This window comes from Desulfobacterales bacterium (assembly GCA_028704555.1).
Taxonomy (GTDB): Bacteria; Desulfobacterota; Desulfobacteria; order Desulfobacterales; family JAQWFD01; genus JAQWFD01.
Window position 1 is genome coordinate 17,265 of the sequence record JAQWFD010000021.1, and the last position, 16,678, is coordinate 33,942.

Consider the following 16,678-nt stretch of genomic DNA (forward strand, 5'->3'; position numbering starts at 1 on the left):
GAAACGGGATTAACCCGTGATGAGCCTGTTTTCCATTTTCCAGTGAAAATACTTACTTATTTCCCTGGCACAAAATGTTTTCAGGCATCACCAACCAGGGCCATCTGTGCTTCAGAGATATGGGGTCATGCCTTCATTTTTGGCATGATCTCTTCGGCGTAAAGAACGACCGCATTTTCCATCATCGTTGAGCTGTAACGGGAATCAATTCGCAAGGGAGATCAGCTTCCCGCTGAGAAGACTGATATGTCCCATCTCCTCCCCGATGATCTTGTCCAGCTTGTTTTTCCCCATCTCGTCAGGGACCATTTCCTTCATGCCGAGATAAAATAAAATAGAGTCTTTTTCCGCCAGAATCGCCGCTTTCAAAATTTCTTCCATCGACGTGGTATCGATTTGTTTCTCGAAAAACACCCGGGTATCGGCAAGCGCCCTGAGGTACTGTGCCGCCTGATCTTCCGGATCAAACACCGTTCCGGCTTTTTCCCGGCCCGTCAGAGACGCTCTCAGATCGACAAAGATTCTTTCATGCTCGTCCTCCATTTCAGCCAGACCCAGCAGAAGCTTTTGAGACTCCTCATCGGTGACATCTCCGGCAGCCTTCCGGTAAAAATCCGCACCGTTTTTTTCAATCTGTACAGCCATTTCAAACACGTCATCCGCATTAAAATCGTAAGCCATTAAAGTTATCCTTTCATTTTCAGTCAGTTCCGGCTGAACCGGATAGAATATTATTATTCTTTAAACTCAAACCATGCCGTCAATAATTTCAAAAATTGTCTCACAACAAACAACAGGTTACAAGTTATATTCAAAAATCCTGTTTCTTAGTAATTTTAAAACAACTTCATGCTATCGCATTTCACCCGAGCTCACACGCCTATGGTAATGTGCACTTAACGGGTCCCCACGCAAAGCACAGGAAAAAAACCGGCCATTGGCAGCAGAGAAGATTGTTTTGACTGGCTCTCCGAATGGAAAGCATAAAAATCCATGAGGTTTCCTTAAAATTAAATGAAAAAAGGAGGAAGAACCGGGGACAGGAATTGTTAATCCGGATTAACACCTTAAAAGGATTCAACGAAAATTCGACGCATTTGCCCGGCGTGCGCAATCAATCACCGGCGGCCACCAAACAGCGAACCCAGAATGCCGCGGACAATCTGACGGCCGATCTGGCTGCCGATGGAACGGGCAGCGCTCCTGGCCATGGCCTCTCCCAACCCCTGGCTCTGCCGTCCCGGCCGCAATTTGGCGCTTTTTTTTTCAGCCGGCTGCCTTGAACGGGCAGCTTCCTGCTCTTCCTGTCGGATAAGGGCACGGTCCCTGAGAATCTCGTAAGCGGATTGCCGGTCTAACATCGCTTCATAGCGGCCGGCCAAGGGAGAACGCCTGAGATGCTCTTCTCGTTCAGAATCAGTCAGCGGACCGATACGCGACTCGGGAGGACGAATCAAAACCCGTTTAACCGGACTGGGACTGCCCTTTTCATCCAGACAGGAGACCAGTGCCTCGCCAATCTCAAGTTCCGTGATTTCCGATGCAATATCCACGTCCGGATTCGCGCGGAACGTATCGGCTACCTGTCGGATGTCCCGCTGATCTTTCGGGGTAAATGCCCGGAGGGCATGCTGTATCCGAAGTCCCAGCTGTCCCAGCACTTCATCGGGTATATCAGACGGACTCTGGGTAACAAAATAGATCCCCACGCCCTTGGACCGGATCAGCCGGACGACCTGTTCGATCTTTTCAAGAAGCACCTTCGGCGCCTGCTCAAACAGCAGATGCGCTTCGTCAAAGAAAAAAACCATTCGGGGCTTTTCTTCATCCCCTGTCTCCGGCAGCTGTTCATACAACTCTGACAGCAACCAGAGCAGAAAGGTCGTGTAGACCCTCGGCGACCGGGCATGCAGACGGCTTGCATCCAGAATGCTGATGACCCCATGACCGGAAAAATCGCTTTGCATCAGATCCTGGAGTTTTACCGCCGGTTCGCCGAAAAAAGCAGCACCGCCCTGCTCCTCCAGAACCAGCAGCCGGCGCTGGATGGCACCGATGCTGGCAGCAGTTATATGACCGTACCGGCTTCGCAACTCGTTTGCATTTTCCCCGACCCAGCGAAGCATGGCGACAAGGTCCTTCAAATCCAGGATCAGCAGGCCCTCGTCATCCGCGATCTTGAAGGCGGCATACAGTACGCCGGACTGCGTGTCGTTGAGTTCCAGCAGATTCGATATCAGAAGCGGCCCCATCTCGGATATCGTCGTGCGAACCGGATGACCTTTTTCCCCATGGATGTCCCAGAAGATGACCGGACTGGAACGCGGCGCATAGGAAGAAAGCGTCATTTTTTTCAACCGTTTGTCGATGGTGGCGTTCTGCTGACCCGATGCGGCAAGACCGGAGAGATCCCCCTTGATATCAGAAGCAAACACGGGCACCCCCATGCGGGAAAATCCCTCAGCCAGAATCTGCAGCGTCACTGTTTTTCCGGTGCCGGTCGCACCGGCAATCAGGCCGTGACGGTTGGACATTTTCCCAAGCTGCACCACGGGTTCACCGCCCGTTCCGCCAATGACCCACTGTAATGGATTGCCCATTGTATCCTCCTTATTGTTTACTGAAATCCTATCACAGCTCAGGCCACCGGAACAAATTATTTGAGGTACAGAATACAGCGTATTTTAACAATTTTCCGGACAGTCAGCGGAAACCGATTGCACCGCAAGACCCGGGTGTGCTAATATTTTTTATAAGTTAAAATTTTTATAGCCTTCACCCGAAGGATTGTTCATTTTTTCTTCACTCAAAACCAACTTCTCTCAAATTCGACGTTTATGACCTTTAAGGCTTGATACGGCACGACCGTAACTTCATCCTTTATGGTATTGTTCTTGCTCAATATCGATATTGTCCTTTTTCATCATATATTGGAGGGATAAACGCCATGGAAAAAAAATGGGTGTTTCTATTCGATGAAATCAAACAGGCCATCGCCTACGCAGACGATGACTGGGAAAAAGTTCGCGGCCTGCTGGGGGGAAAAGGTGCCAACCTCGCCGATATGACCCGGCTTGGGCTGCCCGTACCCCCGGGATTTATCGTCACCACCGAAGCCTGCAACAGTTATCTTGACGCAGGCATGAAACTTCCCGATACGATGTGGAAGCAGGAGCTTGCCGCCCTGTCCGCCGTAGAGGAAAAAACCGGAAAAAAATTCGGGGATCCAAAAAACCCGCTGCTGGTATCGTGCCGTTCCGGAGCCAGATTTTCCATGCCCGGCATGATGGACACGGTGCTGAACATCGGCCTGAACGAAGCGACCGTCAACGGCATGATCGAAGCCACGGGTGACCCCCGGTTTGTGTACGACTCCTACCGGCGGCTGATCCAGATGTTCGGTTCCGTGGTTATGGGCGTTCCCGATGAGCCTTTTGAGGAGGTGATTACCGAATTTTGCAATCAAAAAGGCATTAAAAGCGATACCGAATTGAACGTAGATGACTGGAAAGCCATCTGTGAGCGGTTCAAAGATATCTTCCGACGCTACAACCGAATCGATTTTCCAACCGATCCCTTCGAGCAGCTGCGCCTGGCGACCGAAGCCGTGTTCAAGTCATGGCACGGCAAGCGCGCCGTCGACTACCGCAACGCAGCTAAAATTCCCCACGACCTGGGCACGGCGGTCAATATCCAGACCATGGTGTTCGGCAACATGGGAAACAACTGTTCCACCGGTGTTGCGATGACCCGGAATGCCACGACCGGCGAAAAAAAAATCGAGGGCGATTACCTGATCAATGCCCAGGGCGAAGATGTGGTAGCCGGCATCCGCATCACCGACCCGGTGGAGAATATGGCCAAAACCATGCCAAAAAATTGGCAACAGTTCGTTGAAATTACCGGAAAACTGGAAAAACACTATCGCGACATGCAGGATGTCGAATTCACGGTCGAGCGGGGAAAATTGTGGATGCTCCAGACCCGTGACGGGAAACGCACCGCACAGGCCGCCGTCCGTATCGCCGTGGAAATGGCCGATGACGGTTTGATCAGTCAGGAGGAAGCGGTGATGCGAGTCAGACCCGAACAGGTCGATTTTTTTCTCCATCCTCAGTTCAATGCGGAGTTTAAAAAAGCCGCCAAAGCAGATGGACGGCTGCTTGCCGTTGGGCTGAATGTCTCGCCGGGGGGAGCCGTGGGCGTAGTGGCCTTTGATGCCGACATCGCCGAGACATGGGCCTTAAAAGAAAAAAAAAAGGTCATCATGGTGCGCCCGGAAACCAAACCCGATGATGTTCATGGCATGCTGGCGGCCGAAGGCATTCTGACCAGCCGGGGCGGCCGGACCAGCCATGCCGCACTGGTCGCCCGACAATTCGGCAAGCCCGCCGTGGTCGGCGTGGCGGCCCTGGAAATCGACATGAACAAGCGCATGATGACAGTGGGCGAGCAGGTAATCCATGAGGGCGACTGGATATCCATCGATGGTTCGACCGGCGGGGTGTATCTCGGAAAGCTCGACACCATGGTACCTGACATCTCGGACCCCTGGCTGATGAAACTGCTGAGCTGGGCCGATGGCTTCCGGCGGCTGGGCGTATGGGCCAACGCCGATTATCCCCATGATGCCAAACGCGCCCGGGAATACGGTGCGGTCGGAATCGGTCTCTGCCGAACGGAACATATGTTTTTTGAAAGTCAGCGCCTGCCGTTTATTCAGAAACTGATCATGACCAACCAGCCCACGGAACGGCGTGAAGCACTGGAAGCCCTGCTGCCCTTTCAGCGTGAGGATTTCATTGGCCTTTTCCGGGCCATGGACGGACTGCCGGTGATCATTCGCCTCATCGATCCGCCCCTGCATGAATTTCTGCCGAGCCATGATTCACTGATGACCTCGCTGGCCGACAACAAAATCCGCCTGATGAACGCCGGCAATCTCAGAGAAATCGATGATCTTCTGAAAAAAATACAGGACGACGATCATATCCGTGTCCGGGTGGAGGCCCTGCATGAAACCAACCCCATGCTGGGCCTGCGCGGCGTACGCCTCGGAATCCTGATGCCGGAGCTGACCCAGATGCAGGTGCGGGCTATTTTTGAAGCCGCCTGCCAGTGTACGAAAGACGGAGTCGATGTTCACCCTGAGGTGATGATTCCGCTCACCAGTCATGTCAATGAACTGAAGGTGGAACGCGACGCGCTGGAAGCGGTTGCCGGAGAAGTGATGAAGGAACAGGGCATTTCTATCAATTACAAATTTGGCACAATGATCGAAATCCCGCGGGCAGCCCTGACGGCCGACGAAATTGCCAACTTTGCCGAGTTTTTCTCATTCGGCACCAACGACCTCACCCAGACAACCTTCGGCATCAGCCGCGACGATGCCGAAAAGGGCTTTCTCATCGATTACATTCAGCACGGCATCCTGAAGGAAAACCCCTTTGAAACCATCGACGAAAAAGGCCTGGGCAAGCTGATGCAGATGGGCGTGGAACTGGGCCGAAAAACCCGCCCGGAGCTGGAGGTGGGGATCTGCGGCGAACATGGCGGAGACCCCAGGTCGATTGAAATATGTCACCGGCTGGGCCTGAACTACGTCAGCTGCTCGCCCTTCCGCGTTCCGATCGCCCGCCTGTCAGCGGCACAGGCCGCACTGAAGGAGAAGATGACAGCGAAGAAGGGCCTGTAGACAACGGTCGTCCCGTGCCCGCGTCACCGGCAATAGCACCTACCGTTACGCTGCCATGGCTCCACGGGCAACGCCACGAACCACTCCGCCCGCCGGACGCTTCCTGCGTGAGCGACGGTGCAGTTGCCGTCGGCGCGGGCATCCGTAAAATGCCGCTGATGGCGGGCAGTTGACTGGTAAGGCAGAGGCCTCTGAACGCAATCAGAGTCTCTGCCCCACAAAAACTACAGACATCATAAGTCTGTGATGTCAATTTCCACCCGCCGGTTCATCGCGCGGCCCTGCGGCGTGTCATTACTCTCTATGGGATTGGCCTTACCAAACCACTGCAGGAGCAGACGGTTCATCTCAACATTGAAATGTTCGACCAGATAATTACCAACACTCTCCACCCTTTGACGGGCCAGATGCAGGTTATACTCTTCTTCCCCCATGCTGTCGGTAAAGCCCTGAAGAAGGGCGGTGGCGCCGGGATGGCTTTTCAAAAACTTTGCCAGCGCTGCGAGGTCATCGTTATACTCGGGACGTACATCGACTTTGTCAAAATCAAATCGGATATCCTGAATATCGAAACCAGCGACTTTTTGTTTGACTATCTCTTTCGTAATTTCATTGGTTTTCACCACAAAAAGGGCGCCCAGATAATAGTCCGGCTGCTCTATGAAAGTTTCAAAGGGAACGACCCTCGAACATTCGTTGACTGCTGCGATTTTTTGTACTGTGTTTAACTCTTTTTCGGTCTGGGCCGAACTGATTACATAAAAGCATACATTGTATTTTTGGGCGAGGGTTTTAGCGGCATCCCAAGGATATATTCTAGGCCTGAAGTAGAAAGACCCATCGGTAAAAACAAAGACAACCGTCTTGCCGGTGACCCCTGCCAGAACGGGGTCCAGATTCTGAATGCCAAGCCCCAGGGGACTGGGTTGATTGGCGAAATCGCCTGCGGTCTCGACCGTCGGCAGTTGCATGACGGCGTCATGGTACCTGCTCTTATCGTGTTGCTGCATTTCGTAGTAGGATTTCCACGGAGTGAACAAATACAACCCGGCATTATAGCCCAGCTCGGGGATCATGTCGTGAGATTCATCCAAAAACTTTTTTGCAAGGTCGATTTTTGGTGTTCCCGTATCTTTATATGGTTCCGCCATGCTTCCCGACGCATCAAACAACACGATAAAATTGTCCGCCGTCTTTTCAAAAACCGACTCCACCTCGATTTGTCTTTCAATGACATCCTTCAAAAGGACTTCAGCGGCTAACGCGCTCCATGCCGTCAGAACGGAAACAGCAAAAACCAGGTAAAAAATTAAAAGCATGTTTGTTTTCTTCATAGCAGCACTCTCCTTTTTACGGGTTTGAAATGTTGTTTAATAACAGAAACAGGTGTAACCGCTCTGCCGCATGGTCCGAAATTCAGTCCTGACCGAGGCAGAGATATGATCGTCTGTAAGATATCGATCAATCCGAATTCTTACCTGATAGGCGTCCGGTCACTGTGCTTAAAAGCCCGACCATGTATTACGTCCGCCAGCCAGTGGATAGTCTAATCGAATACCACTGACGCTTATGGATGAGTGGTATGATGACCTGATTGATATAATTCCATTTTCAGGTAAAATTGATCGGGTAGATGGGTTTGATGCTGAGCGATCACATTGGCAGTGGAAGGTTCCAGAGCACCTCGCCTCCACACAGGACAGCTTTGGCTCATGCAGCGATTCGAGCTGTTTTTCTTTACGGGAGGTGACTTTTTACCCGTTGCGCACCCTCTTCCAGCGAACAAATCAGGGATAGGACACAACGTATATGATAAGATCATACCAGAATGGCGATATATCTCATATCAGGAAAACGCTGTATATATATAGGGCTAAATCCTTAGAATTCGCTCAAAAATCACTCTCCCGGCAGACTCAAAAAGCAATTTTCTACAGACAGCTCATCCATTGCGCCGAATTCACTGTCTGCAGACCGGATCGTCGTGAGCGAAGGAAGTGTCCACATGAGATTCGGAAAATTAACTCCCGCAAAAGATGCGTTCGAATTCTGGGCAAACCGATTGAAAGTATTTCTGTACTCGGCACACGGCGTGAAATAGTCGCCGAGCCGTGCGTGGCCTGAGGCCTGGCCATAGTAATATATTTTAACACATTGAAAAAACATCGAAAATTATCATCAGTCTCAGAATTGAAAGTCTACAGGGTAAACCGGCCAGATATCTTTGGGCTTTCAGCTTACGCGGAACAAGAATAGAAATAGTACCCAAAAGCCGGGTTACCCCGGTGAATTCCTCCATCCCGTCCTTTGGGCGTTTTACAGCTATACATCAAGTTCAAAAACAGCAATGTCTGGCTGATTTCCTGGACTTTATGTGATGCCAATTGCCCCCGAATTTTAACCAACCGATGACGGTGATCTATCGGACGCGTTTGCAAGCAGTCTGCTACAGTTTTTTTGACAAACCATCTGAAATCCACATTCCAATCACAAAGCCCTTGATCATATAATGATAAATGTTGCATATATTGACTATGGCATTTTGAAAAAAATATTCATCAGATCCTGCAATAACAAATTTAAAGTCTGCCAATAAAATTCTGTTTGGAAAGTTGTCTGATTAACAAAATAAGGGCTTGATCATAACTGCGGCCATATTTTGCTGTGCGTAGCCTCAGAGTCCCGCCCCTTGCCGGCGTACGACATGGCGCGATCCGGGGAAAAGATGTCGGGGCCATGAAGCGTTAAGAAGCGCAAACTATTTGAGGCGTGCCGAGTTTTTGCGCTTTAGCTTCATGGGCCCGGCATCCCCCCGGATCGTGCTGGAGAAACCGGCAAGGGGCGGGACGGACTCCGTGACATTGTGGCCGCAGTTATGATCAAGCCCCAAAATAAAATAAACATGACTGACCAGGGAGGCGACAGATGAAACAGAAACGGCGAATTATACAAGCATTTCTGGCATATCTCGTATTGCATATCTCGGCAACGTGTCTTGCCGCCGATCCCTCTCAATTTCCGGATACGATTTCCGCCCTGAAATATCTTTATACCGATGAAATCACAGCCTGCCAAATTTTCAGCGCATATGCCGACCAGGCCGACGCAGAGGATATTAAAAGTGTTAAATTGCTTTTTGACGCATTGAAAGCATCCGAATCCGTGCATGTCCGAAATTTTGAAAGGATCCTGAAAAAATTCGGGGTCGAAACAACCCGCTTAACGCCTGGAAATATACCGGTCTTCAACACCACCCTCAAAAACCTGAACCATGCCCTGGAGGTGGAACTGTCGGAAATCGATATACGATATCCGGCATATATCAAACGTGTGGAGGCCGAAGGGCATGAAGATGCTATTTTGCAAATTACCTATGCATGGGAAGCGGAAAAACAACACCGGAAACTGATTCAGAAAATGAGAGGGGCCACCCGGTTTTTTTTCTGGAAACTGGTGCTGAAACTTAAAAAAAACCGCAATTATTTTGTCTGTCAAATCTGCGGCTCAACGCTGCTCAAACTGCCGGAGCATCAATGCCCGATTTGCGGCTCTGCTGTAGAAAATTACCAGAAAATAGAGTGAATTGAATTTTATCCGTTTTTCAGATTACCTTCCCCCCGATTAAATTCCATTCTTAACAACTGCAGACCGTTGAATGGGCGAAGCCAGCGGGCCCATCTACTGAAGGCCGGGGTCGAGGCCGGGGTCAAACCTTGATTTGTGATTCCAGAATCCAGTATTGTTTTTTAATCCTCGGATCACTTTTTGACTCGCCGGTTGACTGATGTCAAGGTGACCCCAATTTCACACCTTCTCATATCTCTATCATACCGTTTTTGCCCTCAAAAAGTGCGATATTGAACTCATGACAAGGTTGAATTTGGATTTATTTCATTTAATTTCGGGTTGTTAACTTGGCACGGCAGGAATGCCGGTTACCCGGCACCCCCCGTACAGATCCGTACGTGAGGTACTACCTCATACGGCTCCTACCTCGGGTACGAACGCTGAAATCTCTGGCTCGGATAAGGATGCTTCCTTATCCTGCTGAGCTTTTCTACGTACACCATCAAGACCGATCGACGCAGTTCCCCGCCCCTGTGTGCGGACTGCGGCAGTATCTCTGATGTTCCCCTCGGCCAACGTCCTTCCCTCCACCTGCTCCGCTGAGTTTTTAACCTCTTTGTTCACCGGCTTCTCAGGTAATATGTTGTTGTCCGACTTCCGTGAATCGTTCGTACCAGTCGTACAGAATTTCTCTTTCACTGGCCGTTTTCCTTTACCTTTCGGTCTATGGAAAACTCACGGATCTCCCGATTCCCGCGTAAAAGATGTCCACACATGCCAAGTTCTAAGACTCCGCCGGGCCGTTCGGTGACTCGCGTTATAGCGCCACAGAACGTGTTGCCTTCCCCATCGGACCACGTGGTCGGCACCCGAGAACTGGTGATTTCCGGAGCTCAATAGCCCGCCTGCGCTTCCCTCTGTCAACGCTTCAGCCACTGCATTACTGCAATTGCCGCATGACTCGAGGCTGGTGTGATTCGCTAAATCTTCTACCATAAGACTCTTTCATTCTCTATCTCTTACCGGTTTTAATCAGCGCTTTCGGCCCGGCCCCAGATGGCTTTCTGGGTTTGATTCCAATACATTAGGCTGGTACGATCCCACAGTCGTAGCTCGAATAACGGGTTATGCTATGGCCTTTTTTTCATTTATAAGGCAATAAAACCGAAACAAAATTATTATCAAAAACGCTGAAAAGAGATTGCTGATTATTCCAATTACAAACGAGGAAAAAATTGAATCGAATCCGTTTTTAAATAATGAAGGTATTATTGTGAATATAATAATGTAAGGTAATCCAACTATTGTTAAACAGCCCAGAATTGATTTGGTATATCCTTTTGTCAGTTCGTAACTATTCTTAATTGCTTCAAGAGGCATGTCTTTTGACAAAAGCAAACAATAGGTAGTCAATGAAAGTTTGGCAGACAATATAATTCCGGGAATGATAAGCAGCAAAAAGCCGACGCCGGTAATTAAAAGGACTATACAATCTGTTAACAATACTAAAGGTGCCATTTTTAAACCTTTTAAAAGGCTTTCTTTTACAGAAACAAACTCCCCTTTTAAAATGCCATCAAAGAAAAATATGAGCCCTGCAGAATAGACCGAATGAAATATCAGGCTTATAAAATATTCCATGAAATCAATTAAATTAGAAAGCCTGTCAGGAACTGAAATAAATTCTAATATTAAAATAAAGGCAAAATTGAAAATTAAAATTGGCAGTAATATTTTGAATATATTTAAAAAATTAATTCTAAAAAAAATGTATGAGTCTTTTAGGACTTGTAGCATTGGATTGAATCCTTTGATCGGTTTGATATTCAGGCAGGGCAAATCTGCCCGAAAAGGCCCTTAATATAAACTTGTCAGGGCAAATGTACCTGATAATCAGTGGTTGGAAACGGATTTTTGACAATGATGACACTAGAGAAAAAGCAGGTGACATTAAGCTGCATTAAGTGGATGGATCTTTTTTAGCTCTTTTTGAAATCGTTTTTCGGCCTCCCAAAGGTCTCGCGCATATTGTGCATTGAGCCAAAATTCAGGAGAGTTGCCGAACAGGCGAGATAATCGCAATGCCATAGTAGGCGTGATGGACCGTCTTTCTCTTAATAGCTCATTGATTGTTTGACGGGAAACTCCTAACGCATTGGCTAATGACGTTGCGGTCAATTCATAATCTGGCATGAAATCCTCCCTGATCATTTCCCCGGGATGTGTCGGAGGGATTTTTCGTTTTGTTGTATTTTGTATCGACATTACATTGTTCCTTAATGATAATCTGTTATTTCGAGGTCAAAAGCATCTCCATTAATGAACTTGAAACAAATTCGCCATTGGTCGTTGATGGATATTGAATATTGCCCCTCTCTGTTACCTTTAAGAGTATGTAATCTATTGCTTGGAGGCACCCTTAGGTCATTTATGTTAATTGCCCAATGGATGTATTCCAAGCGACGAATTGCTCTTCGGATTAAATCTGGAGGTAGACGTTCTGATTTGCCGTTAACAAATATCTGTTGGGTTTCTTTATCGGCAAATGTTTTTATCATGATCTAAAAGTAATTTGTAACGTGACAGTTGTCAAGATGATTTTTCCCGTTAAATTAAATGGAGCTTCGCTCAACCATCTCTTTCATCGGATCGCGAAAAGCAGCGCTCGTTGAAGAGTGGTTATGGTGCAAAGTTGGGGACATTGTATTATTGGTTTATATTTTTTTGATGCTTTTCTATTGCCCATGCAATGAACAATAGCCATCTTTACAAGATACTTTCTTAAAGAATGCAATATTCCGATGGAATGTCCCCAACTTTCCCAGGGGGCCGATACCCGCACCGCTCTGGAACGCATCGTGCGCGAGCAGGCCTTCATGGGACTTAACCATCTCGCGGCGTTGCGTATGCCTGTGTCGCGTGGGCTGCTGATCGAATCGGTCGGCAACGGCTACTATGCCAAGGGCTTCTATCTTTATACTCACTTGGCCGGAAGCGTAACATAATTTACTTATCCCATTTCATCCCTTCGTCCTCATTTTCCCATTTTCAATTCTTACAAAATAAATTAAAAAATGAGACTCCCTGAGAAAAATCCGTTCCCGCTTGACTAAAACCAATAACTCTGAAAAGTAAAAATATACAACATAGCTTCACTTCGCTCCGATCCCGTGGTAATTATCCTCCGGAATGACTGGTCACAATGCAGCGGAACAGGTGATCACTTTCAGCAGAATACGCACGCAATTTCAGAATTGAATGAATATTACGGCATCCAGCGGATGGATATGTGGAAAAAGCCTGCCTGCCATAAAATCGGCTGATTTCCGAAGTTAAAGAAATACGATGTCGATGAATGGAGATGACAAGGCGGCGGGGCGGAGTCTTCTGATGATAAGAAAAGATAGGCCGCCCTTTTAGAGACAAAGTTGTTGAGAGTTTAATCAAATAACGACTTAGGTAGCCGGTAATTATGCAAATTTTAGACAATATAAACACCCTTTGGGGTGATGACCTGAAGCAGATGCTCAAAACAGGATCAAAACTGAAAATTGCCGCATCCTGTTTTTCCATATATGCCTATGAAGCCCTGAAAAATGAACTTGAAAGGATTGATGATTTAGAATTCATATTCACGGCACCTACTTTTGTTCCCAATGAAGTGACCGACAAAGTTTCAAAAGAAAGGCGAGAGTTTTATATTCCCAGACAGCAACGGGAAAGAAGCCTCTACGGAAGTGAATTTGAAATCCAGCTCAAAAACAAACTCACTCAGCGGGCCATTGCGAAAGAGTGCGCCGCGTGGATGAGACGCAAAGCCAGGTTCCGCTCCAATGCGACCAAAGCCCCCATGCAGCAGTTTGCCTGCCTGGATTTCAGAAATGCCGGGGCCGCTTACATGCCGTTGCATGGATTTACCGCGGTTGATCTTGGGTATCAACAGGGAAATGCGATCTCTAATCTCATCAATAAATTAAACGAAGCACCGCTTACAACGACCTATCTGCAACTCTTCAATCAAATCTGGAATGATGCTTCAAAACTTGAAGATGTAACCGAAAATTTATGCGCACACATTGAATCGGTATATCAGGAAAACGCTCCCGAAAGAATTTATTTTCTCATGCTCTACAACATCTTCAATGAGTTTCTGGAAGATTTGAATGAGGATGTCTTACCCAATGACCTTACGGGCTATCAGGACAGCATTGTATGGAACAAGCTTTTCAATTTCCAACGCGATGCGGCTACCGGGATTATCAATAAACTTGAAAGCTACAACGGATGCATATTGGCCGATAGCGTCGGACTGGGAAAAACGTTCACCGCGCTTGCCGTTATCAAATATTACGAATTGCGCAACCGCTCGGTATTAGTGCTTTGCCCTAAAAAAATTGCAGATAACTGGCTGAACTACAACCGGAATCTGAAAACCAATATTCTTGCAAAAGACAGGCTTAACTACGATGTCCTCTGCCACACAGACCTGCAACGGACAAGCGGGGAATCCTTTGGCACCCCACTGAACCGGATCAACTGGGGTAACTATGACCTTGTCGTAATTGATGAGTCTCATAATTTCCGTAACAACGATGCCTATAAGGAAAAGGAAACCCGCTACCAGAAACTGATGACAGCCGTCATCCGTGACGGGGTTAAAACCAAGGTTCTGATGCTTTCGGCAACTCCGGTAAACAATCGGTTCAATGACCTTCGGAATCAGTTGGCTCTGGCATATGAGGGCGATTCCGAGAATTTGAGTAAAAAACTGCGAACGGGAAAAAGCGTCGAGGAGATATTTCGACGGGCTCAGGCTGTCTTTAATCAGTGGTCAAAGCTGCCTCCGGAACATCGTACGGCGCGGGCCATTCTTGATTCACTTGATTTTGATTTTTTTGAATTGTTGGACAGTGTTACCATTGCGCGGTCCAGAAAACATATCGAAACGTTTTACGACACCAAAGATATCGGAAAATTCCCCACACGACGCAAGCCCCTTTCTTACCGCTGCCCATTGACCATGCTTGATGATGTCATGAGTTTCAATGAGATTTATCAGCAGCTTTGCCTGTTGAAACTTTCCGTATATGCGCCGGTCAGTTACATCCTGTCGAGCCGGTTAAAAAAATATGAAGATCTCTATGATACCGCCGTGGATGGTGGCAAAGGCAAATTCAGACAGGCTGATCGGGAAAAGAGTCTTCAGGCGTTGATGACCATTAACCTGCTCAAACGTCTGGAAAGTTCTGTAGAATCGTTCCGGCTGACACTGAGCACACTGAAAGAAAAACACACCGATATGCTTTCAAAAATAGCGAGGTTCAAGCAATCCGGAAAAAACAGCTTAATTCATGACTGCGCTGCTGCTTTAGGTGAGCTTGAAGCCGATGACGATGATTTAACGGCACTGGAAGACAATAAAATTGGTGACAAAGTGCAGGTCAGCCTGTCAGACATGGACTTGCCTTCATGGGAGCATCATCTCGGACATGATTTAAAAATAATCGAAGAACTGCTCGCCTCAATGATAAAAATTAAGCCGGAAGATGATGCCAAACTTCAGCATTTGAAAATGCACATTGAAAAGAAAATCACCGAGCCGATTAACCCGGGCAACCGGAAGGTGATTATCTTCACCGCGTTTGCGGATACTGCCAACTATCTGTATGAAAATCTGGCGCAGGAATTCTTAAAAAAGCTCGGGGTTCATTCCGGCAGGGTCACCGGAAAAGATTCTCCAAAATCAACTTTGAGAAAAGGCTTTGATTTTCAAACGCTTCTGACGCTTTTTTCGCCGCATTCAAAAGAAAAGGACCTGATACTGCCGCATGAGACAGGTGAAATTGATATCCTGATCGGAACCGATTGTATATCCGAAGGGCAGAACCTTCAGGATTGCGATTATGTGATTAACTACGATATCCATTGGAATCCGGTTCGTATCATTCAGCGGTTCGGGCGAATTGACCGGATCGGCTCTCTTAATGAATCCATTCAGCTGGTGAATTATTGGCCGGATATTTCCCTGGATGAGTATATCAATCTGAAAGAGCGCGTCGAAAACCGGATGGTTATCGCCGATGTGACCGCTACCGGGGATGATAATGTGCTCACCGCACAATCCAATGATGTCTCCTACAGGAAAGAACAACTCCGCCGCTTGCAGGAAGAGGTTATTGAACTGGAAGATTTGAAAACGGGTGTTAATATTACGGATCTGGGGCTCAATGATTTTCGCATGGACCTGCTCAACTATGTCAAAGCAAATGGTGACCTTGGCGCAGTTCCCAGCGGCATGCACGCGGTTGTTCCGGCAAAGCCGGAAGTGGGACTCACCCCTGGCGTGATCTTTACGCTGCGTAATCGAAATTCAGGTGTAACCGTCAATCAACATAACCGCCTGCATCCCTTTTATCTGGTTTATATCGATAACCACGGCGAGGTTGTCACCAATCATACCGAAGTGAAACGATTGCTGGATCTGGTCAGAAGCAGCTGCAAAGGGTTGGATAAACCGGTCCTTGATATCTGCCGGCAGTTTAATGCGGAAACAGACGACGGGCGGGAGATGACACGCTATTCCGACCTCTTAAGTCAGGCCATTCGTTCCATGATAGAGGTGAAGGAAGACAAGGATCTGGACAGCCTTTTTACCGGCAGCAAAACAACCGCATTGGTGGATGCCATTGCAGGACTGGATGACTTTGAGCTGATCACCTTTTTAGTCATACAGGCGCGCAGGACATGAGTTTTTTGTATGATTTTCCTAAAAAAGCAGCGTTCGGGAAGGTCTTGCCTAAAAGCAAGATTTACGAACATGCTTCACCGACACCTTCAGTCAAGGACCTGTTTATCCGGGAAGTGGATAAGATCGTCTGGTCTTACAAACTGTCACCGGAAACCGTTAATCTGCCGGCTAAAGGTAGTGTGCAGGAAATTCAGGTGTTCACGATAGCGCTTAAAACCGGAACACTCAAACACGAGGTGTTGCAGACCATTGACAAGGCCATCCCGTCACCCATCCTTTTTGCGCTGTCGTTTGAACACAAAATCCGTTATATTGCCGCCTATAAACGCCGAAACGAAGCGGATATGAGCAAGTGGGTGGTAAGCGGCTATTTTGAAACGAATTGGATGCCTGATGATACCGGGCGGATTGTTCTGCCGGTTGTTTTAGACCTTGGTGCGCTTTATTCCAGCATGTTGGAAAATATCATACCGCTTCCTTCAAGACAAAACGAAACGATTGATGAGCTTGTCTCTCGGGTGGAAAAACTGCGGTTAAAGGAACGGGAGGCTGTCAAAGCAGCGGTCCGTCTGAAAAAGAAAAAACAGTTTAATCGCAGGGTGGAGATCAATGCGGAGCTTAGAGGCCTTAAACAGGAAATTGAGGCTTTAAAAATATAAATCCCGAGA

Annotated in this window: 13 protein-coding genes; 5 read left to right on the forward strand and 8 right to left on the reverse strand. The window is 47.9% G+C overall.

Translation table 11 applies throughout. The annotated features are described in order from the left end of the window. Positions 1-204: 204 nt before the first annotated feature. Both PHQ97_09290 and PHQ97_09295 read right to left on the reverse strand, forming a co-directional pair. A complete protein-coding gene (locus PHQ97_09290) occupies positions 205-681 on the reverse strand; it encodes a ferritin family protein (protein ID MDD4392923.1) in 477 nt (158 codons plus the stop codon). 437 nt (positions 682-1,118) lie between these two features. Further along, complete coding sequence (locus tag PHQ97_09295) at positions 1,119-2,600, reverse strand: DUF853 family protein (protein ID MDD4392924.1); 1,482 nt, start codon at positions 2,598-2,600, stop codon at positions 1,119-1,121. Positions 2,601-2,947: 347 nt separating this feature from the next. Between PHQ97_09295 and ppdK the strand changes: the two genes are divergently transcribed. Beyond that, positions 2,948-5,695: a pyruvate, phosphate dikinase gene (gene ppdK, locus PHQ97_09300; GenBank protein ID MDD4392925.1), complete on the forward strand. Its 2,748-nt coding sequence runs from the start codon at positions 2,948-2,950 to the stop codon at positions 5,693-5,695. Positions 5,696-5,928: 233 nt separating this feature from the next. Here the strand turns inward: ppdK and PHQ97_09305 are convergent, their stop codons facing one another. Beyond that, positions 5,929-7,029, reverse strand: coding sequence for an OmpA family protein (locus PHQ97_09305; GenBank protein ID MDD4392926.1), 1,101 nt, complete (start codon positions 7,027-7,029; stop codon positions 5,929-5,931). Positions 7,030-7,594: 565 nt separating this feature from the next. Continuing rightward, positions 7,595-7,861, reverse strand: a complete 267-nt coding sequence (locus PHQ97_09310; GenBank protein MDD4392927.1) for a hypothetical protein — start codon at positions 7,859-7,861, stop codon at positions 7,595-7,597. A gap of 759 nt (positions 7,862-8,620) precedes the next feature. Here PHQ97_09310 and PHQ97_09315 point away from each other — a divergent pair. Beyond that, positions 8,621-9,277 (forward strand): ferritin family protein, encoded by a 657-nt coding sequence (locus PHQ97_09315; protein ID MDD4392928.1) that lies wholly within the window; start codon positions 8,621-8,623, stop codon positions 9,275-9,277. A 396-nt stretch (positions 9,278-9,673) separates the two neighbouring features. Here the strand turns inward: PHQ97_09315 and PHQ97_09320 are convergent, their stop codons facing one another. The 4 genes from PHQ97_09320 to PHQ97_09335 all read right to left on the reverse strand — a co-directional run bounded on the left by PHQ97_09320 (position 9,674) and on the right by PHQ97_09335 (position 11,820). Continuing rightward, the gene (locus PHQ97_09320) at positions 9,674-9,961 is read right to left on the reverse strand and encodes a hypothetical protein (protein ID MDD4392929.1); all 288 of its coding nucleotides are present in this window, start codon (positions 9,959-9,961) and stop codon (positions 9,674-9,676) included. Positions 9,962-10,387: 426 nt separating this feature from the next. Further along, the gene (locus PHQ97_09325) at positions 10,388-11,059 is read right to left on the reverse strand and encodes a YciC family protein (GenBank protein ID MDD4392930.1); all 672 of its coding nucleotides are present in this window, start codon (positions 11,057-11,059) and stop codon (positions 10,388-10,390) included. Between the two features lie 153 nt (positions 11,060-11,212). Further along, the gene (locus PHQ97_09330; GenBank protein MDD4392931.1) at positions 11,213-11,527 is read right to left on the reverse strand and encodes a HigA family addiction module antitoxin; all 315 of its coding nucleotides are present in this window, start codon (positions 11,525-11,527) and stop codon (positions 11,213-11,215) included. 11 nt (positions 11,528-11,538) lie between these two features. Continuing rightward, on the reverse strand, positions 11,539-11,820 hold the full coding sequence (locus PHQ97_09335) for a type II toxin-antitoxin system RelE/ParE family toxin (protein MDD4392932.1): 282 nt from the start codon (positions 11,818-11,820) through the stop codon (positions 11,539-11,541). Positions 11,821-12,063: 243 nt separating this feature from the next. Between PHQ97_09335 and PHQ97_09340 the strand changes: the two genes are divergently transcribed. The 3 genes from PHQ97_09340 to PHQ97_09350 all read left to right on the forward strand — a co-directional run bounded on the left by PHQ97_09340 (position 12,064) and on the right by PHQ97_09350 (position 16,669). Continuing rightward, complete coding sequence (locus PHQ97_09340) at positions 12,064-12,267, forward strand: hypothetical protein (GenBank protein MDD4392933.1); 204 nt, start codon at positions 12,064-12,066, stop codon at positions 12,265-12,267. A 467-nt stretch (positions 12,268-12,734) separates the two neighbouring features. Then, positions 12,735-16,010, forward strand: a complete 3,276-nt coding sequence (locus PHQ97_09345) for a helicase-related protein (protein MDD4392934.1) — start codon at positions 12,735-12,737, stop codon at positions 16,008-16,010. Then, the gene (locus tag PHQ97_09350; protein MDD4392935.1) at positions 16,007-16,669 is read left to right on the forward strand and encodes a DUF4391 domain-containing protein; all 663 of its coding nucleotides are present in this window, start codon (positions 16,007-16,009) and stop codon (positions 16,667-16,669) included. The genes PHQ97_09345 and PHQ97_09350 overlap by 4 nt, the downstream gene beginning before the upstream one ends. Positions 16,670-16,678 lie beyond the last annotated feature (9 nt).

Bases quoted from the DNA above. Each gene is read 5' to 3' on its own strand.
- PHQ97_09290 (MDD4392923.1), bottom strand. From the start codon at position 681: ATGGCTTACGATTTTAATGCGGATGACGTGTTTGAAATGGCTGTACAG.
- PHQ97_09295 (MDD4392924.1), bottom strand. From the start codon at position 2,600: ATGGGCAATCCATTACAGTGGGTCATTGGCGGAACGGGCGGTGAACCC.
- ppdK (MDD4392925.1), top strand. From the start codon at position 2,948: ATGGAAAAAAAATGGGTGTTTCTATTCGATGAAATCAAACAGGCCATC.
- PHQ97_09305 (MDD4392926.1), bottom strand. From the start codon at position 7,029: ATGAAGAAAACAAACATGCTTTTAATTTTTTACCTGGTTTTTGCTGTT.
- PHQ97_09310 (MDD4392927.1), bottom strand. From the start codon at position 7,861: ATGTTTTTTCAATGTGTTAAAATATATTACTATGGCCAGGCCTCAGGC.
- PHQ97_09315 (MDD4392928.1), top strand. From the start codon at position 8,621: ATGAAACAGAAACGGCGAATTATACAAGCATTTCTGGCATATCTCGTA.
- PHQ97_09325 (MDD4392930.1), bottom strand. From the start codon at position 11,059: ATGCTACAAGTCCTAAAAGACTCATACATTTTTTTTAGAATTAATTTT.
- PHQ97_09330 (MDD4392931.1), bottom strand. From the start codon at position 11,527: ATGTCGATACAAAATACAACAAAACGAAAAATCCCTCCGACACATCCC.
- PHQ97_09335 (MDD4392932.1), bottom strand. From the start codon at position 11,820: ATGATAAAAACATTTGCCGATAAAGAAACCCAACAGATATTTGTTAAC.
- PHQ97_09340 (MDD4392933.1), top strand. From the start codon at position 12,064: ATGGAATGTCCCCAACTTTCCCAGGGGGCCGATACCCGCACCGCTCTG.
- PHQ97_09345 (MDD4392934.1), top strand. From the start codon at position 12,735: ATGCAAATTTTAGACAATATAAACACCCTTTGGGGTGATGACCTGAAG.
- PHQ97_09350 (MDD4392935.1), top strand. From the start codon at position 16,007: ATGAGTTTTTTGTATGATTTTCCTAAAAAAGCAGCGTTCGGGAAGGTC.